Source organism: Ruegeria sp. AD5 (assembly GCF_056542345.1).
In genome coordinates, this window is record NZ_JBQFZR010000001.1 from 104,895 (window position 1) to 128,071 (window position 23,177).

19 protein-coding genes and 1 tRNA gene are annotated in these 23,177 nt (G+C 58.0%); 11 read left to right on the plus strand and 9 right to left on the minus strand.

The window, feature by feature from the left end; genetic code table 11:
• The first annotated feature begins 515 nt into the window (after positions 1-515).
• Together ACR0JG_RS00500 and ACR0JG_RS00505 are read left to right on the plus strand one after the other, a co-directional pair.
• Positions 516-1,277, plus strand: coding sequence for a helix-turn-helix transcriptional regulator (locus tag ACR0JG_RS00500; protein ID WP_480567185.1), 762 nt, complete (start codon positions 516-518; stop codon positions 1,275-1,277).
• Positions 1,270-1,767 (plus strand): hypothetical protein, encoded by a 498-nt coding sequence (locus ACR0JG_RS00505; RefSeq protein ID WP_170391988.1) that lies wholly within the window; start codon positions 1,270-1,272, stop codon positions 1,765-1,767. The genes ACR0JG_RS00500 and ACR0JG_RS00505 overlap by 8 nt, the downstream gene beginning before the upstream one ends.
• A gap of 8 nt (positions 1,768-1,775) precedes the next feature.
• On the opposite strand, the gene ACR0JG_RS00510 is transcribed toward ACR0JG_RS00505, so the two are convergent.
• A tRNA-Leu gene (locus ACR0JG_RS00510) sits at positions 1,776-1,861 on the minus strand.
• 203 nt (positions 1,862-2,064) lie between these two features.
• On the opposite strand from ACR0JG_RS00510, the gene ACR0JG_RS00515 reads away from it, so the two are divergent.
• The 8 genes from ACR0JG_RS00515 to ACR0JG_RS00550 all read left to right on the plus strand — a co-directional run bounded on the left by ACR0JG_RS00515 (position 2,065) and on the right by ACR0JG_RS00550 (position 11,329).
• Positions 2,065-3,108: a pyridoxal-phosphate dependent enzyme gene (locus tag ACR0JG_RS00515; protein ID WP_480567186.1), complete on the plus strand. Its 1,044-nt coding sequence runs from the start codon at positions 2,065-2,067 to the stop codon at positions 3,106-3,108.
• On the plus strand, positions 3,105-4,250 hold the full coding sequence (locus ACR0JG_RS00520; RefSeq protein WP_480567187.1) for a M24 family metallopeptidase: 1,146 nt from the start codon (positions 3,105-3,107) through the stop codon (positions 4,248-4,250). Before ACR0JG_RS00515 ends, ACR0JG_RS00520 begins: the two co-directional genes overlap by 4 nt.
• The gene (locus ACR0JG_RS00525) at positions 4,247-4,960 is read left to right on the plus strand and encodes a maleate cis-trans isomerase family protein (protein ID WP_480567188.1); all 714 of its coding nucleotides are present in this window, start codon (positions 4,247-4,249) and stop codon (positions 4,958-4,960) included. Before ACR0JG_RS00520 ends, ACR0JG_RS00525 begins: the two co-directional genes overlap by 4 nt.
• A gap of 132 nt (positions 4,961-5,092) precedes the next feature.
• On the plus strand, positions 5,093-6,193 hold the full coding sequence (locus ACR0JG_RS00530; RefSeq protein ID WP_170391997.1) for an ABC transporter ATP-binding protein: 1,101 nt from the start codon (positions 5,093-5,095) through the stop codon (positions 6,191-6,193).
• A gap of 101 nt (positions 6,194-6,294) precedes the next feature.
• Entirely contained in the window at positions 6,295-7,386 is a 1,092-nt protein-coding gene (locus ACR0JG_RS00535; RefSeq protein WP_170391999.1) for an extracellular solute-binding protein, read from the plus strand.
• Between the two features lie 70 nt (positions 7,387-7,456).
• On the plus strand, positions 7,457-8,731 hold the full coding sequence (locus tag ACR0JG_RS00540; RefSeq protein ID WP_480567189.1) for an ABC transporter permease: 1,275 nt from the start codon (positions 7,457-7,459) through the stop codon (positions 8,729-8,731).
• A 5-nt stretch (positions 8,732-8,736) separates the two neighbouring features.
• Positions 8,737-9,948 carry an ABC transporter permease gene (locus ACR0JG_RS00545; protein WP_170512243.1) on the plus strand — a complete coding sequence of 404 codons (1,212 nt, stop codon included), beginning with the start codon at positions 8,737-8,739 and terminating at the stop codon, positions 9,946-9,948.
• A 160-nt stretch (positions 9,949-10,108) separates the two neighbouring features.
• Positions 10,109-11,329 (plus strand): aminopeptidase P family protein, encoded by a 1,221-nt coding sequence (locus tag ACR0JG_RS00550; RefSeq protein WP_480567190.1) that lies wholly within the window; start codon positions 10,109-10,111, stop codon positions 11,327-11,329.
• A gap of 30 nt (positions 11,330-11,359) precedes the next feature.
• On the opposite strand, the gene speB is transcribed toward ACR0JG_RS00550, so the two are convergent.
• Entirely contained in the window at positions 11,360-12,331 is a 972-nt protein-coding gene (gene speB / locus ACR0JG_RS00555; RefSeq protein ID WP_480567191.1) for an agmatinase, read from the minus strand.
• Between the two features lie 190 nt (positions 12,332-12,521).
• On the opposite strand from speB, the gene ACR0JG_RS00560 reads away from it, so the two are divergent.
• The gene (locus ACR0JG_RS00560; RefSeq protein WP_480567192.1) at positions 12,522-13,892 is read left to right on the plus strand and encodes a DUF3179 domain-containing protein; all 1,371 of its coding nucleotides are present in this window, start codon (positions 12,522-12,524) and stop codon (positions 13,890-13,892) included.
• On the opposite strand, the gene ACR0JG_RS00565 is transcribed toward ACR0JG_RS00560, so the two are convergent.
• From ACR0JG_RS00565 to ftsA, 7 genes are all read right to left on the minus strand, one after another.
• Positions 13,893-15,578 (minus strand): chloride channel protein, encoded by a 1,686-nt coding sequence (locus tag ACR0JG_RS00565; RefSeq protein WP_170420848.1) that lies wholly within the window; start codon positions 15,576-15,578, stop codon positions 13,893-13,895.
• 92 nt (positions 15,579-15,670) lie between these two features.
• Positions 15,671-17,320, minus strand: a complete 1,650-nt coding sequence (gene recN, locus ACR0JG_RS00570; RefSeq protein ID WP_480567193.1) for a DNA repair protein RecN — start codon at positions 17,318-17,320, stop codon at positions 15,671-15,673.
• Between the two features lie 36 nt (positions 17,321-17,356).
• Positions 17,357-18,220, minus strand: a complete 864-nt coding sequence (locus tag ACR0JG_RS00575) for an outer membrane protein assembly factor BamD (RefSeq protein WP_170392015.1) — start codon at positions 18,218-18,220, stop codon at positions 17,357-17,359.
• Positions 18,221-18,346: 126 nt separating this feature from the next.
• Complete coding sequence (gene lpxC, locus ACR0JG_RS00580; protein ID WP_480567194.1) at positions 18,347-19,267, minus strand: UDP-3-O-acyl-N-acetylglucosamine deacetylase; 921 nt, start codon at positions 19,265-19,267, stop codon at positions 18,347-18,349.
• 214 nt (positions 19,268-19,481) lie between these two features.
• A complete protein-coding gene (gene ftsZ, locus ACR0JG_RS00585) occupies positions 19,482-21,083 on the minus strand; it encodes a cell division protein FtsZ (protein WP_480567195.1) in 1,602 nt (533 codons plus the stop codon).
• 348 nt (positions 21,084-21,431) lie between these two features.
• Positions 21,432-21,851 (minus strand): hypothetical protein, encoded by a 420-nt coding sequence (locus ACR0JG_RS00590; RefSeq protein ID WP_480562375.1) that lies wholly within the window; start codon positions 21,849-21,851, stop codon positions 21,432-21,434.
• A complete protein-coding gene (gene ftsA, locus ACR0JG_RS00595) occupies positions 21,838-23,172 on the minus strand; it encodes a cell division protein FtsA (RefSeq protein WP_170392023.1) in 1,335 nt (444 codons plus the stop codon). The genes ACR0JG_RS00590 and ftsA overlap by 14 nt, the downstream gene beginning before the upstream one ends.
• Positions 23,173-23,177: the final 5 nt, after the last annotated feature.

The window sequence follows — 23,177 nt, forward strand, 5'->3', positions numbered from 1 at the left end:
GACACTCGCGCGGCAGTGAAGGTCTTCTGTTTGGTTTGCCCCCCTTTCTCGGCTAAGCCGATTCCGTGACCACGGGGATTTCGCTGAAATACGCGGACCGCAGGCACGTCAGGTTCAAGTTCACTTCACAAATTGAAGCTTGAGCATGGTCGCAGCGATAGCAGGGTGTGCATAGCTGGTCGAAAGCATTGGTTTCCGTAACAAACTGTTTCCGATGTATTTTTTTAGAAATCTGACCTAATTCACGCCAAAAATTGCATGGAAACAATCATGCACAAAAAAAATAGGATTATTAACGCTTTTATTTCATCAAGTTACGCTAAAAGCAGATGTGCAAAACCTGATCAAAGGTTCTAGTACGCGGTATTGCGGAACCCGCCTTTGGTTGCTGAAACACGTACTTTCAGCTATGATAAGGTACTATTTGAGTTCAAAGTTAATGTTTCGCGCCACCCAGTTCTGTGCCCGATTTAAAGTTTCAGAGGGCGGCGTTTGTATTAGTGGGGGGAAGATCAATGAATATTTCATTGCAAGAAGACGCCCGTGATCAGATTGAATATCCCGAAGAGCTGTCGATCATTTTTATCGGCAAGGAATTGTTCTACTCGAACCAAACCCTGAGAAGTGTTCAAAGCGAATTCGGCGTTCGTGCGTCAAGATATGAGAGCCTTGACGACCTGCTTTCCGAGAGTGGGAACCCTATTCCCTCCGAGCGCATCATTGTCGTGGATCAGATGATGCTCGAAGATCTGTTGGCGCGGCCCGCTGATTACTCCCGGCTCGCCGAGACAGGATGTCTGGCCTTCGCCTATCGCAAGAAAAGTCCGGCCCGGGTTCTGTTCGAACGCTGGGATCGTACCCGTTTCGGCAGTGTCGGGTATTTGCCAATGAACGTGGCGCCGGATGTTTGGCGCGCAATACTGCGCCTTCTGATGCACGAAGAGCTACACCTGCCCTGCTTTCTGGCCGACAGCATGACCGCAACACAAAGTGCGCCAGGCACACCTATCGAAAAACAGCCTGCAACCAGAACCCGGTCGCCTGACAAACTGTTGCGATACTCAAAGCTAACGCGCCGCGAAAAGCAAGTCCTGAGGCTGGTATCGCAAGGCAAGAGCAACAAGACCATTGCGTCGAATCTGGGCATCACCGAACACACCGTCAAACTGCATATGCACAATGTCTCGGGCAAGATCGATGTGAGCAACCGGACTGAAGCTGCGCATTTCTACTTTGAGGTCGCGCCGAACGAAGCGCGCAACGCGCCCGTTGGATGAGGCATTCGAAACCCGGTTCGACCGGCTCATTCTGTTGGTGGGTCGGCTCAACTATATGTGGACGAACACGGAAAGCCTGCTGATCCACCTGATCGCAGGTCTGACCGGGGCCAACAAAGATGTTGCGGTCATCATATTCCTGACGCTTAACACCACACGTGCCCGTATCGATCTGGTCGAACGTCTCGCCAAGATGGAGGGTCGCCCCCCTGAAATCCGCGATCCGATTCTCGAACACACCCAGCGGTTGTCGCGCCTGTCCTCTATTCGAAACAAGTACAATCACTGCATCTATTCTTTCGATCAGGAAAGCGGAAATCCAAAGACCATCCTGATGCGCATTGCTGATCGCAAGACCGACATCAAACTTGGTCGTGAAGACACAGTTGACGACAAAGCAATGAAAGAAATCGAGGATGTTGTCACTCAGCTCTCGAATGCCAACAGGGATATCTGGAAATTGATCACCCAGCTGGGTTTCCCTGTCTGAGATGGTACTGGTGCGGGCGGTGGGACTCGAACCCACACGGCACTAAGGCCTTCGGATTTTAAGTCCGATATGTCTACCATTCCATCACGCCCGCACATCATCGTCGAAGTTTTGTCTCACCGCGCCGATGTCGTGTGCAGACACTTACAACCAACCAAAACGATTGAAAAGATACTCATTCATCAGATCCAGGGATGCATGCAGAACACCAACACAATCCTGCTGAATCAAGGCCGAGCTTGACAGCCTTTGGCCAATTCGTTCACGTCGGCGCAACACAAGATCAGGGAGCGAGCGATGAAACTAGTCAGTAACCCGTTTCGAGGTGGTTCTAAGCTTTCGGATCAGGCCCCTTATCCCTCCGTAGAGACAGATGGGTTGGGCCGGCATCGATTCTTCTGCCCTGACTTTGTCGAAACGCCCCTTGCGGATGCATCGGCGCTGGCACCCGTTGCGAATCTTTGGGTTAAAGATGAGCGGAGCCGCATGGGCCTGGGGTCGTTCAAAGCACTGGGTGCGGCTTATGTGATCGCCTGCCAAGCAAATGACATCTCGGTAACGCCAGATGGTAACACGCTCAAAGGGCGCACCTATGTTACGGCAAGCGCGGGCAATCACGGGATGAGCATGGCCGCGGGCGCGCGCGCCTTCGGAGCTGATTCAGTTGTCTACATCGCAGAAACAGTGCCAGAGAGCTTTGCAGATCGCCTGCGCGCTCAAAACGCACAAGTGGTCCGGGCGGGTGCGGATTACGCCGCCAGCATGGAAGCAGCCAGTCAGGCGGCTCAGGACAATGGCTGGACTTTGCTCTCGGACAGTTCCTGGGAGGGGTATACTGAACTACCGTACTTGCTGATGGAAGGGTATCTGCAAATGGCGGTCGAAGCCGCCGAGCAATGTACTGAGGCACCAACGCACGTTCTTTTGCAAGCCGGTGTTGGCGGCATGGCCGGAGCCGTCGCTGCCTATGCGCGGGTCGTTTGGGGAGATGCTCCGCAGATCATTGTTGTCGAGCCAACCTCTGCCCCGGCGCTGCAGGCCAGTATCGAAGCGGGGTATTGTGTGTTTGCTGACGGGCCCGACAGCATCATGGGGCGACTGGATTGCAAAGAGCCCTCGCTGATCGCCTTGAACGGCTTGGCCCGAGATGCCGATCTGTTTGTGACAATCGAGGATGACACTGTCGAAGCACAGCTTCCGGCCATGGCGAAGGCCGGGTTGGAAACCAGCGCCTCGGGCGGTGCTGGCATTGCGGCCGTTCTGAACGACGCGATCCGTATTGAACTGGGTATTGGACCGAATTCCAAAGTGCTCTGCATCTTGAGCGAGCAACCTGCATGAGAGGTTTCGCAACAGAGGAATTCGCGACCCGCGTTGCGCGCGCCCAGCATCGGATGCAAGAAACCGGTCTATCGGCCCTGTTGCTTACGACTGAGCCCCAGCTTCGCTATTTCACCGGTTATCTCACCCGTTTCTGGGAAAGCCCAACGCGGCCTTGGTTTCTGATCGTTCCGATTTCTGGCAAGCCGGTTGCAGTAATCCCATCCATCGGTGCTGCATTGATGGCACAGACATGGATCGACGACATTCGAACCTGGAGTGCACCCGACCTTGAAGATGATGGGGTATCCCTGCTGGCCGATACACTGAGAGAGTTGACGCCTGAAAACGCCTCAATCGGCTGCCCCGACGGGCATGAGACCCATGTAAGGATGCCACTGGCCGATCTAAGGCATCTCGAATCCGCAATTGGAGCGCGCCAAATTACGGGTGACCATGGCATCCTGCGGGCGCTGCGGATGGTGAAATCTGACGCCGAGATCGCAAAGATTCGAACTGCCTGTCAGATTGGTGCCCACGCCTTTGCACGAGTGCCCGAGATTGCCTCAGCAGGGACACCGCTGGATCAGATATTTCGAAACTTTCAGAGACTCTGCCTTGAAGAGGGTGCCGACTGGGTGCCCTATCTGGCCGGAGGGGCCGAGCAAGGCGGGTACTCGGATGTAATCTCACCCGCGACACAGACCCCGCTTCGTATAGGCGATGTGCTGATGCTCGACACCGGCCTCGTCCACGATGGCTATTTTTGCGACTATGATCGCAATTGGTCCGTCGGCCCAGCGAGCAAGACGGTACGCGATGCACATGCCAGATTGGTCGAGGCTTCGGATGCAGTGTTTGATCAAGCCCGTCCAGGCGTGACGGCTTCTCAGCTTTTTCATACGATGAACACCATACTCACCGATGGAAGCGCGGGAACCGATGCAGGGCGTCTGGGCCACGGGTTAGGAATGTCGTTGACCGAATGGCCTTCGCTTATTCCGGATGATCATACTGAACTGCAACCAGGAATGGTTTTGACGCTTGAACCGGGTATTGCGGTCGATGGCAAAATTCTCGTGCACGAAGAAAACATCCTGATAACCGAAGGCGCGCCCGAATTCCTCAGCCCCCGGATAGGACCGGAGATTGCCGAGATATGAGCACGTTGCCGTACACACTGGATCCTGACGATCCCTCGGCCGTACCAATGGGGCTGATCGTTTTACAGACTGACGAGACAATCGAACCTGAGTTTCGTAGCCTTTTTATCGATGACAAAAGCCCGCTTTATGTCAGCCGCATTCCCAGCGGGGCCGAGGTTAACACCGACACTCTGGCGCAAATGGAAGCCGACTTGCCCGCCGCGGCTGATCTGCTGCCAAAGGCGCGGCCCTATCGAGTTGTTGGCTATGGATGCACATCAGCCAGTTCGGTAATCGGATCGGATCGGGTTGAGCAGATGGTCATGCAGACCTGTAATACAGCGACCGTCACCAACCCGTTGCGGGCAGCCTCTGCCTGCGCGAGACATTTGGGCGTCTCAAAATTTGCACTGCTGTCGCCCTACATTGAAGAAGTAAACACTCCGTTGCGACGCGCGTTTGCAGAACAAGGCATCTCGATGGATGTGTTTGGCACTTTCGGCGAATCCGAAGAAGCCAAAGTTGTGCGGATTTCAACCGATTCCGTGGTCGATGCCGCCGTGCGACTGGGAAGAGATTCAACAGTCGACGCCTTATTCCTTAGTTGTACGAACCTTCGGACACTGACGGCTATCCCAAGGATCGAAGCGCAGATCGGCAAGCCTGTCCTGTCAAGCAACCAGAGTTTGGCCTGGCATATGAAACAACTGAACGTGTCGCAAAATTAGGCAAATGCGGCGTTTACGCGACTCCAATTGCTTTACGGGCTTGCGACCATTTGTTAGCCTCGTCATCAATGCACGAGAAGATCAATGAGGCCCGGACCAACCGGGTAATCATTTGACGCAACAGGGGGTCTTGTGACCGACACAAATAGCGACGCCGCGTTTGTTGAATTTCAACGCGTTCAAAAGTCTTATGATGGCGAGAACCTCGTCGTCAAAGATCTCAACCTGGCAATGCCAAAGGGCGAATTCCTGACCATGCTCGGGCCGTCCGGATCAGGTAAGACGACCTGCCTGATGATGCTTGCCGGATTCGAAACCGCCACACATGGCGAGATTCTTCTGGATGGAAAACCGATCAATAATATCCCTCCGCACAAACGTGGCATCGGGATGGTGTTCCAGAACTACGCTCTGTTCCCGCATATGACTGTGGCCGAGAATCTTTCATTCCCGCTGGAAGTCCGCAAATTGGGCAAGTCCGAGCGCGAGGAGAAAGTCAAACGCGCGCTGGACATGGTGCAAATGGGTGCCTTCGGCAATCGTCGCCCCGCACAGTTGTCGGGTGGTCAGCAGCAACGGATCGCACTGGCACGTGCGCTGGTTTTCGAGCCCGAACTGGTGTTGATGGACGAACCGCTGGGTGCGTTGGACAAACAACTACGCGAGCATATGCAGTTCGAAATCACCCGTCTGGCGCATGAACTGGGCATCACCACCGTTTACGTGACCCACGATCAGACCGAAGCTCTGACGATGTCCGACCGCGTGGCAGTGTTTGACGATGGTCGCATTCAGCAATTGGCCCCGCCGGATCAACTTTATGAAGAGCCCGAAAACAGCTTCGTCGCGCAATTTATAGGTGAAAACAATACGCTAGAAGGCGTTGTTAAATCGATAGACGGTGACACTTGCCTTGTACAGCTGGATGACGGTTCGGAAATTGATGCAGTTCCGATCAACGTGCACAATCCGGGTGAGCGCACCAAGGTCTCGATCCGGCCCGAGCGTGTGGAATTCAACAAGGACCGTCTGCATGCCGATGCGCATACGCTGAAAGCCACGGTCAAGGAATTCATCTATATGGGCGACGTGTTCCGCTTCCGCATGTCGGTGGCGGGCAATGACGAATTCATTGTCAAAACACGGAATGCCCCCGACGCCATTCGCCTGCAACCGGGGCAGGAAATCGAAATCGGATGGTTGGCACAGGATTGTCGTGCGCTCGACGCATAGACCAAGCCGCGCGATACAAACGTGGTTTACCGAGGGACCAGCTGGCGAAAACCCGTGCGTCAGCTGACCAAACAACAAACGGGAAGTACTGGGAGTAACACATGAAAACTACCAAAACACTGCTGACAGCAGCTGCTATTGCGACAGCGGCTGGCGGCGTTTCCGCCGAAGAGATGACCATCGTCTCGTGGGGCGGCGCCTATTCCAAATCACAGCTCAAGGCTTATCACGAGCCCTATTCGGAGAAGACCGGCGTTACCATCCTGAACGATGACAGCTCGAACGAGGCCGTCGCCAAACTGCGCGCGATGAACGAAGCGGGCAACATCACATGGGACGTGGTTGATGTGGTTGCGGCGGACGCGATCCGCCTCTGCGACGAAGGTCTGGCACTTGAGATCGATTTCGACACTCAACTGGCCCCTGCCCCCGATGGCACGCCTGCCTCCGAAGATTTCGGTGACCTTCTGGTCAGCGACTGCTTTATCCCGCAGATCGTCTATTCAACCACTTTCGGTTATCGCACAGATCTGGTCGGTGATACTCCGCCAACCGACATCTGCGCAGTATTCGATCTTGAAGCCTATCCCGGCAAGCGCTCGCTGGAAAAGCGCCCGATCAACAACATGGAATGGGCGCTGCTGTGTGACGGCGTCGCAAAAGACGACGTCTACGACGTTCTGGCCACTGCTGAAGGTCAGGACCAGGCCTTGGCCAAATTGGATACCATCAAGGACAGTGTCGTCTGGTGGTCTGCCGGTGCCGACACGCCACAATTGCTAGCCGATGGTGAAGTTGTCATGGGTTCGACCTATAACGGCCGCCTGTTCAGCGTGATCGAAGAACAAAAGCAGCCGGTAGCGATGCTGTGGGATGCTCAGGTATTCGATCTTGATGGCTGGATCATTCCGGCTGGCCTGAGCGAAGAGCGTCAACAGCGCGCGCTGGACTACATCATGTTCGCAACTGACACGCAGCGTCTGGCAGATCAGGCCAAGTACATCTCGTACGGCCCGGCTCGTGCCTCCTCTGCACCGCTGGTAGGTCAGCACGCCGATCTGGGCATCGACATGGCACCACACATGCCGACCGATCCGGAAAACGCCAAGAACACGTTCCTGTACAACTACGAGTTCTGGGCGGATTACCGCGACGATATCGACGCCAAATTCCAGGCTTGGCTGGCGCAATAAGCGTCTGATTTCCTGAGATTGTCGGGGGCGGCCTATCGCCCCCGACCCCAAAAATACCCAAGGGGTAACGATGACTGACGCCACCCAAAATACTGGTCCCATGCTGGCCGCGGACGGCACGCCACTCAAGCAATCGCTGGCCCGGTCTCTGCGACGGCAAAAGCTGCGGGCCCTGATGCTGGTCGCCCCACTGCTGCTGTTCGTTATGTTCTCGTTCATCGTGCCTATTGCGGCGATGCTGTTCCGATCTGTGGAAAACAGCATCGTACAAGAGACACTGCCCCTGACGGTTGAAGCATTGCAAAGCTGGAATGAAACCAGCGGCGAGTTGCCCGACGAAGCCGTTTATGACGCCTTTGTCCGCGATATGGTCGTGGCCGTCGATAACAAGACACACACCCGGCTGGGTTCGCGTCTGAACTACGAAGAGACAGGCATGTCTTCGATGTTCCGCCGCTCGGGTCGGAAAATGGGTAAGCTGGACCCCGAAACCGATGGGCCGTTCAAAGACCAGGTCATCGAGATTCACGACGGCTGGGGTGAACCGCAGACATGGGCGGTTATCAAGACGCATTCGCCCGCTGTCACCAATGGCTATTTCCTGAACGCTGTGGACATGCGCCGCACGCCCGAGGGCGCGCAGGCGCAGCCCGAGGACAAGCAGATCCTGATCAAGCTGTTCGGGCGCACGTTGTTCATGTCGCTGGTGATCACCGCGTCCTGTATCCTGCTGGCCTATCCGGTCAGTTATTTGCTGGCGACGCTTCCGATGCGGGTGTCGAACCTGCTGATGATCCTCGTGTTATTGCCCTTCTGGACGTCATTGTTGGTGCGAACCTCGGCGTGGAAGGTGATGTTGCAGCAACAGGGCGTGATCAATGAAACGTTGGTCTGGCTGGGACTGGTAGCCGACGACGCCAGGCTGGTGATCATCAACAACCAGATCGGCACGATCATAGCTATGACGCATATCCTGCTGCCGTTCATGATCCTGCCCATGTATTCGGTGATGCAGACCATACCGCCCTCGTACACCCGCGCTGCAAAATCCATGGGCGCAACCAACTGGACGACATTCTGGCGCATCTACTTCCCGCAATCCATTCCTGGCATCGGCGCGGGCTCAATCCTCGTATTCATTCTGGCGATCGGTTACTACATCACGCCTGAAATCGTTGGCGGCACCAAGGGTGTCTTTATTTCGAACCGGATTGCCTATCACATCTCGTCCTCACTGAACTGGGGGCTGGCCGCGGCATTGGGAACGATCCTTCTGGGCGTCGTACTGCTGCTCTACTGGTGCTACGACAAGATTGTCGGCATTGATAACGTGAAGCTGGGATAATCGACATGGCCGCACTTACTCCGATATCCCGCAAACCTTTGTCCATGGTCTTGCCAAGCGTTGCGCTGGCAGGCGCCTTCGCCGGTATCTTTGTTGGCGCGGGCAATGGCTCGGTCTTCCTCGGCATCATTGGCGGTGCAGCCTTGATCGCCGCTGTGGCCTGGGTCTACATCACGTTACTCAAGAACGAAAAGCTGGCACGATGGATCAATATCCTTGGCTTTGGCATCGTCGGTTTTCTATTCTCTGGCCCAATGGGCGGCGTTCTGGGCCTGTTGGGTGGATGGTTCTTCGTCTGGTTTATCTTTTGGCTGTACGAAGGTCGATATCGCCAAAAACTGTTGCCCTATCTGACCGCGAAGCAAGTGTTCTATCACTACCTGTTCCGGGTGATCTGCGGCGCGATCTTCGTGTTCCTGATCACCCCGATCCTCGTGGTTTTGCCGCTCTCGTTCAACGCGCAGGACTTCTTTACCTTCACGCCAGAAATGCTGCGTCTGGACCCGGAAGGGTACTCGCTAAAGCACTACCGCGATTTCTTCACCAACAATGAATGGCAGCGTAGCTTCAAGAACTCGCTCATCATTGCGCCGATTGCGACGATCATCTCGGTCTCGCTGGGCACGCTGGCGGCCATTGGCCTCAGCCAGAGCCACGTTCCAGGCCGCCGCGCCATCATGGGCATCCTAATCTCGCCAATGATCGTGCCGCTGATCATTTCAGCCACAGGCATGTTCTTCTTCTACAGCGATATCGGCCGCTTCATGGAGGGAACACTGGGCATGAACAAGAATTTTGTGGGCTATGTGAAAGTGATCCTCGCTCACGCCGTTCTGGGTATTCCATTCGTCATCATCACCGTGACCGCAACGCTAGTGGGCTTTGACCGCTCGCTGACGCGGGCGGCTGCGAATATGGGCGCGGGTCCGGTGCGGACATTCTTCAAGATCCAGATGCCCTTGATCCTGCCGGGTGTGATCTCAGGCGGCTTGTTTGCCTTCATCACCTCGTTCGACGAGGTTGTCGTGGTGCTGTTTGTCGGATCGGCCAGCCAAAAGACCCTGCCATGGCAGATGTTCACTGGCCTGCGCGAACAGATCAGCCCGACCATTCTGGCGGTGGCCACGATCCTCGTGGTGATCTCGATTGCGCTGCTGACCACGGTCGAGCTGCTGCGCCGTCGGTCCGAGCGCCTGCGAGGCCTTTCCCCCGCTTGACGCAGGCCTAGGTCTGATCTAACGATTCACCTGTTCATCCCAGCCGCGATGGCGTCGCGGACGCACTGGGATGATCGGCTCTCGGACCCCGAGACCGCCTGTCCTGAACGCCGGGACAAGTGGCCGGGTTTGCCGCCCGGCAATGATGAGAGACCTAGTCATGACAGACACAACAAAACGCCCCGAATTCTTCACCTGCCACAATGGCGACAAGGCGCCCCTGCCGTTCAGCAAGGGCGAATACGACCGCCGCCTTGGCGCCCTGCGCGCAATCATTGCCAAGCATGACATCCCCGCCGTCCTGCTGACCTCGATGCAGAACATCGCCTATTATTCCGGCTTTCTGTACTGCTCTTTCGGCCGCCCCTACGGCTGCGTGGTAACACAGGACGCTTGCACCACTGTCTCGGCAAACATCGACGCGGGCCAACCGTGGCGGCGCTCGGTTGAGGACAACGTCATCTACACCGACTGGAAGCGCGACAATTACTGGCGCGCAGTGGCCAGCCTGATCGGCGGGGCCAAACGGATCGGGATCGAAGGCGACCACATGACATTGGCGGCGCGCAACACGGCGCTGGACATGCTGGGCGGACCGGAACTGATCGATATCGCACCTGACACGATGTTTGCCCGCATGGTGAAATCCGCAGAAGAGATCGAGCTGATCAAAGGCGGCGCGCGCACCGCTGACGTGGGTGGGGCCGCCATTCACGCAGCTATCCGTGAAGGCGCCACCGAGATCGAGATCGCCATGGCTGGACGCGACGCGATGGAAGAGGAAATCGCCCGCGCCTACCCGGATGCCGAATACCGCGACACATGGGTCTGGTTCCAGTCGGCGCTTAACACCGACGGCGCACATAACCCGGTGACTAAACGCGCGCTGCAAAAGGGCGATATCCTGTCGCTGAACACCTTCCCGATGATCTCGGGCTATTACACCGCGCTGGAACGCACGCTGTTCCTGGGCGAACCCGACGCCGACAGCCTGCGCCTGTGGAAGGCCAATGTCGCGGCGCATGAGCTGGGCCTGAGCCTGATCAAACCCGGCGCGACCTGCTCGGGCATCACGGCTGAGATCAACCGCTTCTTCGCGGATGAGGGCCTGCTGCAATATCGCTCGTTCGGGTATGGCCATTCCTTCGGCATCCTCAGCCACTATTACGGGCGCGAGGCCGGTCTGGAGCTGCGCGAAGATATCGACACGGTGCTGGAACCCGGCATGGTCGTCTCGATCGAGCCGATGCTGTGGATCCCCGAAGGCCAGCCCGGCGCGGGCGGCTATCGTGAACACGATATCCTTGTGGTTGGTGAAGACGGGGCCGAGAACATCACCGGCTTCCCCTATGGTCCCGGCCACAACATCATCGATGCATGAAAAAACGGGTGGGGCGACAAGCCCCACCTTCTACCGCTGGGCTCGTTCGTGAAAGATGAAGCCCAGAAAGTTCAGCAATAGCTGCGCCGCCAGAATTTGGGCACTTTCCGTCGGGTCGTAAGCAGGCGCGACTTCGACCAGATCGATGCCCACAACATCCCCGCGTTTGGCCAGACCTTGTAGAATTTCCAGTACATCGTAGTAGAGAAACCCGCCATGGCTGGGCGTACCTGTGCCCGCCGCGATTGAAGGGCAAAAAGCGTCGATATCTATCGTTACGTAATACCGTGCCCCCTGCGGGATACGCGCCAGCACTGCCTCGGCCCCCAGTTTGCGCACCTGCCGCACAGACAGGATGTCCGACCCGCGCGCACGGGCGTCGTCATAGCCTTCCTTCGCGGTGGATGAGACATTCCGGATGCCCAGCTGCGTCATGCCTGAGACATAGTCTTTCTCAATCGCCCGCCGCATCGGGTTTCCGTGCCCGGCAGTCACCCCGTGGCGTTCATCGACAAAATCCAGATGCGCGTCGATCTGCACCACATGGATCGGGCCGTTCTGCGCGCAATCCTCGGCGAAGGCATTGATACAGGGGATGTTGATCGAATGATCGCCGCCGATGGTCACCGGCAGCGCGCCTGCTTTCAGGATTTTGCCCACGCCCAGTTCGATATTCGCATGGCTTTCCTCGGTCTTGGTATGGATAATATCCGCATCCCCCAGATCAACGATCCGCACGGAGCCATCCAGATAGGTTGCGTCATCTTCGTGATCATAAGCCCCGGCGTGGCCGAAACTGAACAGGGTCGAGGCTTCGCGCACGGCCCGAGGTCCAAACCGCGCCCCCGGTCGCCATTGGGTCCCGAAATCGAAGGGCGCGCCGAGAACGGCGATATCCGCCTCTATCTCATCCCAATTCTCAACATAAGGAGATTTGGCGAAGGTTGAGATGCCGACAAAAGGCAGGTTTAGTCGCCCCGCCTTATAACCATGGTCTTGCATGGGTATTTCCTTTTTCATTGCCACTGTCACGTTCGATGACATCAATCGCAGCAGCATCTTGTGCTCAGGATGGACCAATGTCGAGATGCCCGGCGTGCAGCTTCAGAAATTCGAGCCACTCACGCGAGTGTTGCGTGTATGTGATCTGCTTTGCGGGCAAGATCGAATATGAACCCGATCGGAGGATGCCATGTCGATTCCACGTCGCAGCTTTGTCGGCCTGTTGGGGGCAAGCGCTGTAGCACCTCGCGCTCTTTGGGCGCAGGATGACCCTGTCTACGATGCCGTACGTTCAACTTTGTATGGTAGTCGGACCGATTTCGAAGCCGGGATGGCGTTCCTGACCGAGCGCGGCAACCCGGACGTTGTGCCCGCGCTTTTGACGGCGATGCGCTATGGCAGAAGGCGAGAGCGAGACATTGCCAAAGTCATGGAAGCATTGAGCGGCGCGCGCCACGACACAGACTGGTTCGAATGGATGCTATGGCAAGAACGGAACGCTCAGATTGTGCCTCATCCATCTTTGATACCGTTCAAACGCGAAGTTCTTTTGGGCATCGATCAGAACTTCGACGTTTTCCTGAAACCCGAATATTTGCAACGCGACAAGATGAAGATTCGGCTGGAAGAGATCAGTTGGGGTGGTGTGCTCAAGGACGGTATCCCTTCGCTGGACAATCCCAAGCTGATCCCGGCGGCGCGGGCGGACTACATGAAAGACGACGATCTGGTCTTTGGCGTCTCGATCAACGGCGATGTACGCGCTTATCCGCTGCGCATCATGGGCTGGCACGAGATGTTCAACGAGGTGATCGGAGGCGTTCCGCTAGCACTGGCCTATTGTACGCTGTGCGGATCGGGGATTTTGTTTGAAACGCAGGTCGAGGGGCGGCGGAAGCCGTTTGTATTTGGCTCGTCCGGGTTCCTGTATCGGTCGAACAAATTGATGTTCGACCGTGAGACGCATTCGTTATGGAACCAGTACACAGGTAAGCCCGTGGTCGGACCGCTGTTCAACAGTGGGATCGAGCTGAAGCAGCGTCCTGTGGTGATCACCCGCTGGGACAGCTGGAAGGCGTCGCATCCAGATACGCAGGTGCTGTCGCTCAGCACCGGTCATCGGCGCAACTATGGCTCGGGCGTTGTGTATCGCGATTATTTTGCCTCACCCGATCTGATGTTCCCGGCCTTGGTCGATCAAAGTCGGCATCGCCAGAAGGACTACGTGTTCGCCGTGCGCCAGTTCGGCGCGGCGCGGGCGTGGCCGTTGGACGCGTTCAAGGGAAAGCCGGTGATCAACGATGCGATTGGCGGGCGGGCACTGATGCTGATGGGCGACCCGGACAAGCGCAGCGTGCGCGCCTACGAGCGTGGATCGCGCCAGTTCCGTGCGACCACTGATGGCGGGCTGCTGGATGAAACGGGCAAAAAGTGGCGCGTCACCGAAGAGGCACTGATTGGCCCGGATGGCGCAGAGTTGCCGCGCGTCGCGGGACATATCTCGTATTGGTTTGCCTGGGACAATTATCTGGGCGACGCAGCCAGCGTTTACGGACGCTGATCAGGAATGTTCCTCGGCCGCTGTGGCGGCCAGCGCGCGGTTGTAAGCTTTCAGCGCGTCGATGTGATAGAGCGCGCCAACGGGGTTTTCACAGCCGTCCTTGTCGATGATCACCACCGGGATGCAAGGGATGTCATCGCGGTCGAAATATGGCATTGCAGCCTCAAGCGTGGCGCTGGCCTTGACGCATAGGCCTTGTTCGATCAATGCCTGCGCGTCTTCCTTGGAGATCGAACGCGCGTCCCCCAGCGGGCGCATCACCGCGCCTGCCCGCAACATTGCCAGCAGGTACGCCTGCGGCCCGGCGGCCAGGTGCACATTGCGCCGTTCCAGCTGGGTCAGGAAGAAGGACCGGTCCACAAGGCGCGAGGCCAGCGCAGTGGACATCGAGACCGAAACCATCACGGCGAGGCCGATCTGCCAGTCTCCGGTCAATTCAAACACGATGAGCGTGGTCGAGATCGGCGCGCCCAGCACCGCCGCCGCCACCGCGCCCATCCCGGCAAAGGCATAGAGCGTATGGGTGCCTGACACATCTGGCAGCAATCCGGTGGCGATCAGGCCGAAGGCCAACCCGGTCAGCGCTCCGATCATCAATGAAGGGGAAAACACACCACCACCCATGCGACCGCCCATGGTAATCGCCACTGCGACGGTCTTGATGACCGCGAACAGGATCGCGGTCGTCAGCACGAGGTCCCCGGTCAAGGCACGGATCGTGGTTTCGTATCCCACGCCGATGATGTGCGGAAACCAGACCGCCAACAGGCCGAGCATCGCGCCCGAAACACCGGGGCGCAGCCAGCGCGGCAGAGACAAGCGGTTTTGGATATGCGTGCCGATATCCTCGGCGAAGAAGATCGATCGCATCAGCAGTAGCGAAACCAGCCCGCAAATCAGGCCTAGGATCAGAAAGGCGGGCAACTCGACATAGAATTGCAACGACCCGGGCGTTTCGAGCGTGAATTCGGTCACGTCACCATAAGCCAGCCGGTTGATCACGGTCCCCGCGACCGAGGCGATGACAATGGGCGCAAAGGCATGAACGGCGAAGTGGCGCAACACAACCTCAAGCGCAAACAAGGCCCCGGCGATAGGGGCGTTGAAACTGGCCGAAACAGCAGCGGCCACAGCGCAACCCAATAGGTCGCGCCCGGTGATGCCGTCGGCGTGGATACGGTCGCTGACCCAAGTCGAGATGACCCCGGCCATATGCACAACAGGTCCTTCCCGCCCCGTGGATCCGCCTGAGCTGAGCGTGATCAGCGAAGCGAAAAAAGATGCGATACCGGCCTTCTTTTCAACCCGTCCATCAGTGATGGCCGCACCCTCGATCACATCAGCTACCGAACGCACACGGCCATCATCGGTGTACCTGTTCAGGATGATCCCGACGACCAACCCGCCGACCACAGGTGTAAGGAAAATCCAGAGCCAATGCAGCTTCTCAGCATGGCTGTGCAGGAATAGGATATCTTCGGTGTTGTAGAGATAAGCCTGCAACGACGAGATCGCCATCCGGAATCCCAGCGCCATGAAGCCTGCAGCGATCCCGATGACCAGAGCAATAAACCAGAACTGAATCTGGCTGGGGCCACGATGAAGCATTACCCGCCATGCATCCCGCAGCGCCGAGAGGGCTTGATTGAGCTGATTGCGCAGCACGGTGCGGGTCGATTGGGTCATTGGCCCTCGTTGGGGTGGTCGCCTGACCCTTAGTAAGCCACGCGCGCGCCTTAGAAAAGTCGGTTCACGACAAGATGCTCACAGAATGCGCGTCATGCATCCAACAGGGCACGGGCAGCGGCACGTGCCTCATCCGTAATGGTGTCGCCTGCGACCATCCGGGCGATTTCGTCGACGCGATCGGGGTCGGCCAGCGGGATCACGGTGGATAGGGTCTGATCGCCGGTGACCTGTTTTTGCACCCGCCAGTGATGCGCCGCCCGTGCGGCCACTTGCGGCGAGTGGGTGACGACCAGCACCTGCCCGCCCTGCGCGAGTGCGGCCAGACGGCGGCCCACCGCGTCCGCCGTGGCACCGCCGACACCGCGGTCAATCTCGTCAAAGATCATCGTGCGGGCACTGTCTTCGCCCGTTAGGCAGACCTTAAGCGCCAGCAGAAAGCGGCTGAGCTCGCCGCCCGAGGCGATTTTGTTGAGCGGCCCTGACGGCGCCCCCGGGTTGGTGGCGACGGTGAAGGCCACCGCGTCGGTGCCTTCGGGGCCTGGGTCGGTCGCGGTGATGTCGGTCCGGAACACGGCGCGTTCCATTTTCAGGGGCGCGAGTTCAGCCATTACTGCGGTGTCCAACGCACTGGCGGCCTTACGGCGCGTTTCGCCGAGTGCGGTGGACGCGTTGTCATACGCAGCTTGTGCCGCGTCCACAGCAGCGCGTTTGTCGCTGAGATCGGCATCACCCGCATCCAGCCGGTTCAGGCGGTCGCGCAAGGTATCGGCGAAGGTGCCCAGATCATCGGGGGCCACATCGTGTTTCCGGGCCAGCGCGCGAATGGCAAAGAGGCGTTCCTCGGCCTGTTCCAGTTCCGCTGGGTTGAAATCGAGCGCTTGCAGACAGGCGTTGACGCCGTCCTGCGCCTCGCCCAGTTCGATCAGGGCGCGACCCAGCGCTGCAATGGGGCCTTCCAACTGGCCACCCGCATTGTCCGACACGCCTTCCAGCCAGCGCACGGCATCGGCCATCGCGCCCTCAGCCCCGTCGCCGCCCAGCAAGGCAAAGGCACGGGCCACGTCGTCGCGAATCCGTTCGGCCCCTTGCATCATGCGGCGGCGGGCGTCGAGATCTGCATCCTCGCCCGGCTGCGGGTCAAGCTGATCCAACTCGGCAACGGAATGACGCAGGAAATCTTCTTCGGCACGCATAGCCTCCAGCGCTGCCTCAGTCTGCGCCAGAGCTTTGCGGGCGATGGACATCTGGCCCCACGCGGCACGCACGGCGGCCAACTGATCCCCTGCCCCGGCATAGGCATCCAGCATTGCGCGATGCCCGCGTGGGTTCAGCAGGCCTCGGTCATCATGTTGGCCGTGCAGTTCGATCAAAGTATCCGACAGCGCCCGTAACACTTCGCCCGAACAACGGCGGTCATTGACCCATGCAGTCTTACGTCCCTCGGCCGTGTTGACGCGGCGCAGGATCAGCTCCTCGCCACCGGGCAGACCCGCCTCGGCCAGAATCGAATGGGCAGGGTGATCGTCAGGCAGTTCAAACTCGGCCACAACTTCGCCCTGTGCGGCCCCCTGACGAACCAGCTCGGCGCGCCCTCGCCAGCCCAGCACAAATCCCAGCGAATCCAGCAAGATCGACTTGCCCGCGCCGGTTTCACCGGTCAAAGCATTCAAGCCCGGCTGAAACGTCAGCTCCAGCCGGTCGATGATCAGCATGTCGCGGATATCAAGGGCGCGCAGCATCGGGTCTTTAGCGTCCCAAGCCTTTAGCCATGGCCGTTACAACCACTCACCCTTGACGGTCTGGCGATAGATCGTGCTGAGCCAATTGTTACCTCGGCTCTTTAGATCGAGACCACGCGACGTCAGCAACGTGTACCCCGCGTCGTACCATTCCGAGGACTGATAGTTGTAACCCAGAATCGCACCCGCGGTCTGCGCCTCGTCCACCAGTCCCAGCGCCAGATACGCCTCGATCAGGCGATAGAGCGCCTCGGCGGTATGAGATGTGGTCTGAAAATCTTCGACCACCACGCGGAATCGGTTGATCGCCGCAGTGAAGTGATCCTGACGCAGATAATAGCGCCCGATCTCCATCTCTTTGCCAGCCAGATGGTCAAAGGCAAGGTCGAATTTCAGTACGGCAGATGTGGCATACTCACTGTCTGGGTAGACTTCGATCACCGTGCGCAGCGCCTGCAGTGCCTGAAAGGTCAGCCCCTGATCACGACCCACTTCGTCGATCTGATCATAGTAGCTGAGCGCCAGAAGATACTGGGCATAGGCGGCGTCTTCGTCAGTGGGATAGAAATCGATATAGCGCTGCGCGGCGGCGCGGCTTTCTTCATAGTTCTGGTCCGAATGGAATGAGAACGCCTGCATGATCAGCGCACGTTTCGCCCAATCGGAATAAGGATAAAGCCGCTCTACTTCAGAGAAATACCAAGCCGCATCGTCCGAGCGATTCTGCGACAGCTCGTATTCACCGCGGGTGTAAATCTGTTCAGGCGTGAAACCTTCGAGGTTTTGGCTGCGGTCTGCCCCACGGTTACCAAACAGACCTCCGGCATTGCCACATGCCGTCAAAGTTGCTGCCAGAAGAAGCGCACCTGCGATTCTGACTGCCGCTTTGCTGCCAACCATTCCGCCCATCCTTGTCGTCTACTTAGCGGGAATTACCCCTGATCGGGCCTCGGTCTAGCACATAAAATTCCAGTGCAAAACGCCTTATCCACCCTCATGGCGCAAATGTCGTCAGAGTTGATCAGATCACGCAACCTGCGGGATTTCGCTTCGCACAAGGCCCTGGCCGGGCAGACGCGCGGCTTGTTCAGGGGTACAAAGGATCGGACGCACAGCGCCCGGTGTTTCGAACAGTTTGCGCAGCAATGTGTTGGTCATCGAATGCCCCGACTTCTCGCCGACAAAGCGCCCCAGAATCGGACCACCTGCCAGATAGAGATCACCCAGAGCGTCCAGCATTTTGTGGCGCACCGCTTCATCAGTGTGACGGAAGCCACCCGGGGTCAGGACTTCGTCGCCCTGTACGACTACGGCATTGTCCAATGTGCCGCCCAAAGCCAATCCATTTTCACGCATCGCTTCAACATCTGTGCGGCGACAAAACGTGCGACTGTCGCAGAGTTCACGCGCAAACGAACCATTGCGCATGTCCAAAACTTTTGTCTGGCTTCCAATGGCGTCATCTTCGAAATCAATGTGGAACTCGATCTCCAGACCTTCCGCAGGCGCGATAGATGCCTTTGCGCCCTCGCGTTCAACAGAGACGGGTTTAAGCACCTCATAAGCCAATACCGGACTGGCCTGACGACGAACGCCTTTGGCCATGATGCCCTGAACAAAGGCCACGGACGAGCCATCCATGATCGGGACTTCGGGACCGTCGATTTCAATCAGTGCATTATGCACACCACATCCGGCAAGTGCCGCCATGATGTGTTCCACAGTCGATACCGACACATTCGCATCGTTAACCAATCGTGTGCAAAGAGGCGTCCGCTGAACAACATCATAGATAGCGGGGATCAACGCATTGCCCAGCTCGATATCAGTCCGTTTGAACCAGATTCCATGACCTGCCGCTGCAGGCTTCAGAACCATCGTCGCAGGCTTGCCGCTATGCAGCCCAGTGCCCACAAACGTGACTGAAGATTTGAGCGTATGTTGCAATGTGAGCCTCGGTGAGTTGTGTCCAGCCTATCAGGGGCTGTGTTGCACCCTCAACTAAGGAAGGGGGCGTTAAGGCTCAACTCACCTTTTGCAACCGAATGAAACATGAATGTGACACATCGGCAAATCCCTGCTTACACCAGCTCAACACTTTGTGTTTCCACAAAAAAGGGCCGCGCGATGGCGGCCCTTCGGGATGATTTTGTTACCGCGATCAGTTGGCCTGACGCCGTAGGAAGGCGGGAATTTCGATGCGCTCCTGATCAGGATCGGCTTCATCCTGAACAGGTGCCGTTGCGTCAACCGACCGCATCGCAGGCTGTTGGCGTACCGGTTGAGCGGGCGTATCGGCCGCATGGCCGGTCATCCGGTCAATCAATCGGTTGAAGCCAAAACGCGGGCGATCCTCGGTCGCTTGCTGCGGCTGAGGGGCCGGTTCGCGAGGTGCCTCAGGCGTCGGACGCAGCCGGTTCGAAGGTACTTTCTGAACTGCGGCCTGCAACCGCTGCATCGCTTCCGGAGACGGTGTGCCGGGGGTCTGGGCACGCGGTGCGTCGTAGGAGTCGACTGTCTCTTCGACTTCGGGTTGCGGTTCGAACTGTGCAACCTGAGGCTGATAGGCGGGCGGAGGCAGCCCGTCATCATCCTGCTCGGCAGCGGGTTGTTCGTCTTGCCAGCCTTCATTGAACTCGACATCTTCGATGGACTCGAAGAGCGTGGGCGCAATGTTGTCCTCAGCCGGGGCCTCATCTGCAGCGATTTGTTCAGGCGTGGAGTCTTCTGCCGAAACCGTGCGTGTCAGCGGAGCCGACATCGAACGGCGGGCGACCGGTACATCTTCGATTTTCTCGCTGGCATCGATACCGGTGGCAACAACTGAAACGCGCATGCCGCCTTCCATTTCGGTGTCCAGGGTCGAACCGACAATGATATTGGCCTCCGGGTCCACCTCCTCGCGGATGCGGTTGGCGGCCTCGTCCAGTTCGAACAAGGTCAGATCGTGCGCACCGGTGATGTTGATTAGCACACCCTTGGCACCCTTGAGGCTGATTTCGTCCAACAGCGGGTTGGCAATGGCCTTCTCGGCTGCCTGAATGGCGCGATCTTCACCGGTCGCTTCGCCTGTGCCCATCATCGCCTTGCCCATCTCGTCCATCACGGCACGAACGTCGGCGAAGTCGAGGTTGATCAGACCCGGACGCACCATCAGGTCGGTCACGCCTTTGACGCCCTGATACAGGACATCGTCGGCCATCGAAAACGCCTCAGTGAATGTGGTCTTTTCGTTGGCCAGACGGAACAGGTTCTGGTTCGGAATGATGATCAGCGTATCAACGACTTTCTGCAGCGCATCAACGCCGTCTTCGGCCTGACGCATACGCTTGGCGCCTTCGAACTGGAAGGGTTTGGTGACAACCCCAACGGTCAGGACACCCAGCTCCCGCGCTGCCTGCGCGATGATCGGGGCTGCGCCGGTGCCTGTGCCGCCACCCATGCCGGCGGTGATAAAGCACATATGTGCGCCCGCCAGGTGATCGACGATCTGTTCGATGCTTTCTTCAGCTGCTGCAGCACCCACGGTCGGACGCGCACCTGCACCTAACCCTTCGGTGACTTTGACGCCCAGCTGCACCCGCGCCGACGAACGGCTTTGCTGCAGCGCCTGTGCGTCTGTGTTGGCGACGACAAATTCTACGCCGTCCAACTGTTTTTCAATCATGTTGTCGACAGCATTGCCCCCAGCGCCGCCAACGCCAAATACGGTAATCCGAGGCTTGAGTTCGTCGTGCCCGGGCATCGAAAGATTTAATGTCATGCTCTGTCCGCCTGTTTTTTATGTTGCCGCAAAATGCGGTTTTTCTGACCTATCCACAGTCGATTTTACTGTGTCATTTCGGAAACGTCACCAGAAAAATCGCACGAATCCACAAAATATGGAGGAAATAAGGCAGCAAACAGCGGCATTTCGCTGTTACCGCGACATGTTGCGGCGAAAGGCTCATGCGCCACTACACACGGAAAGACCCCACCCGCCTTGAGGGGATGCGAAAACTTTTAGTCACTCGTTTGGTCGCGGAAAACTGCTCAATGTCCTGCCGCTGGGCCTCTGCCGGGCCTTGAACCTTATTTTGCGGCAATTTGGCAGTTGCCGCAACTGATTTCTTTAGCCTACCGGGGCACTTGGGCAATTCAGGCCATCTTCAGAGATGCTACGGACCTCTTGCGTTTCGCTGCCGACGAAGCGCGCCAGCCGCACCATCAGCCGGTCATTGTACAGGTAGGGCCACCAGCAGACTAGCAGGCCATCGGGCGCATCATCGTACAGAAAACAGATCTGGCCATTTGGCGTGGTGATCTGGCCATAGACACAGCCCCGCCCCTCCATCCGCCAGACCGAGAGAGTCGGGCTGAGAAATTCCTCAGTTCCGACCAACATACCGCTTCGGATTTCATGGAAGGTGATCGTTTTGCCAACGACGGCGCTCAGAAACGCCTCTGGCGTAATCAGGGTTTGAGCCGGGGCCGCAGCGGGCCCAAGGGCCGCGCCAACGGCTGCACCACGCAGGGCATTACCAATTGTCACGGAACCAGCGCACGGCGCGCTTGAACGGGCGCGCGGCATAGGTGTCGACCGGGATCTCAAAATCCCACCATTCGTCCTGAGGATGCGCCGCAAACAGGCTAAGCCCCACTGCCGAAGAAAAACCGGGCCCGGTCGCGGATTGCGGCAAGCCATGAACGCGCAGCGGGCGGCCCAAACGAACACGCTGACCCAGAATCCGGCTGGCAAGCCCGTCTAGCCCCATGATCTGGCTGCCACCACCAGTCAGAACGATCTGCTGGCTTGGCAGGTGGTCGAAACCGGCAGCGTCCAGACGAGTACGCACCTCTTCGAGAATCTCCTCGACGCGGGGGCGCATGATGCCGATCAACTCGGCACGGCTGACGGTACGGCGGTCATGCTCCCAATCGCCAGTATCGCCACCGATGTCGATCAGGTCGCGATCATCGGCTCCGGTCGCGTGAACGCCACCGTTAAAGGTCTTGATCCGTTCGGCCACCGCTGCGGGCACGCCGAGGCCCATCGAAATGTCGCTGGTCACGTGATCCCCGCCCATGCGCACGCAATCGGCATAGATCATGTGTTTCTTCATGAAGATCGAGATGCTGGTGGTGCCGCCGCCCAAATCAATACAGGCCGCGCCCAACTCCTGTTCGTCCTCGACCAATGCGGAAATGCCCGAGACATAGGCTGAGTTCGCAATCCCTGCCAGCTCCAGATCGCAGCGCTTGATGCAGCGGACGATGTTCTGGATCGCCACCGCATCGACGGTTAGCATGTGCATATCCACTGCAAGGCTCTGCCCCAACTGTCCACGCGGATCGATTAGTCCCGAGCGGTTGTCGAGCGCGAAATTCACCGGTTGCGCATGCAGTACCTCGCGCCCTTCGCCGTAATCGGGCACGTCGCAGGCGTTCAGGACACGACCGACCTCGGCTTCGGTAACCAATTGGCCTTCCAGATCAACCTGCGCATCCAGCCCGTAGGAACGCGGGTTCGCCCCTGAGAAGGATGCAATCACGTGATCGACGCGGATATCGGCCATCTTCTGCGCCGCCTGCAGCGCGGTGCGGATGGCGCGCTCGGTTTCCTGCATCGCGGTAACCTCGCCGAACTGCACCCCGCGCGAACGGGTGGTCGCAGCGCCAATGACCCGGAAACCGGTTTGTCCGGCCATCGAGCCGATCGAGTTATCCTCGGACAACCGCCCCGTCCCGTCGAAGCGCAATACAAGGCAAGCGATTTTGGAGCTGCCGACATCCAGGATAGCAACTACACCGCGTTGCATTGCCTGTCGGCGCATCTGCCGCATAGCCCTTTGGGACTGATAAAGATCGGTCATCATGG

Coding starts and splice junctions, on each gene's coding strand:
- ACR0JG_RS00500 (WP_480567185.1), top strand. CDS start 516: ATGAATATTTCATTGCAAGAAGACGCCCGTGATCAGATTGAATATCCC.
- ACR0JG_RS00515 (WP_480567186.1), top strand. CDS start 2,065: ATGAAACTAGTCAGTAACCCGTTTCGAGGTGGTTCTAAGCTTTCGGAT.
- ACR0JG_RS00520 (WP_480567187.1), top strand. CDS start 3,105: ATGAGAGGTTTCGCAACAGAGGAATTCGCGACCCGCGTTGCGCGCGCC.
- ACR0JG_RS00525 (WP_480567188.1), top strand. CDS start 4,247: ATGAGCACGTTGCCGTACACACTGGATCCTGACGATCCCTCGGCCGTA.
- ACR0JG_RS00535 (WP_170391999.1), top strand. CDS start 6,295: ATGAAAACTACCAAAACACTGCTGACAGCAGCTGCTATTGCGACAGCG.
- ACR0JG_RS00540 (WP_480567189.1), top strand. CDS start 7,457: ATGACTGACGCCACCCAAAATACTGGTCCCATGCTGGCCGCGGACGGC.
- ACR0JG_RS00545 (WP_170512243.1), top strand. CDS start 8,737: ATGGCCGCACTTACTCCGATATCCCGCAAACCTTTGTCCATGGTCTTG.
- ACR0JG_RS00550 (WP_480567190.1), top strand. CDS start 10,109: ATGACAGACACAACAAAACGCCCCGAATTCTTCACCTGCCACAATGGC.
- speB (WP_480567191.1), bottom strand. CDS start 12,331: ATGCAAGACCATGGTTATAAGGCGGGGCGACTAAACCTGCCTTTTGTC.
- ACR0JG_RS00560 (WP_480567192.1), top strand. CDS start 12,522: ATGTCGATTCCACGTCGCAGCTTTGTCGGCCTGTTGGGGGCAAGCGCT.
- ACR0JG_RS00565 (WP_170420848.1), bottom strand. CDS start 15,578: ATGACCCAATCGACCCGCACCGTGCTGCGCAATCAGCTCAATCAAGCC.
- recN (WP_480567193.1), bottom strand. CDS start 17,320: ATGCTGCGCGCCCTTGATATCCGCGACATGCTGATCATCGACCGGCTG.
- ACR0JG_RS00575 (WP_170392015.1), bottom strand. CDS start 18,220: ATGGTTGGCAGCAAAGCGGCAGTCAGAATCGCAGGTGCGCTTCTTCTG.
- ftsZ (WP_480567195.1), bottom strand. CDS start 21,083: ATGACATTAAATCTTTCGATGCCCGGGCACGACGAACTCAAGCCTCGG.
- ftsA (WP_170392023.1), bottom strand. CDS start 23,172: ATGACCGATCTTTATCAGTCCCAAAGGGCTATGCGGCAGATGCGCCGA.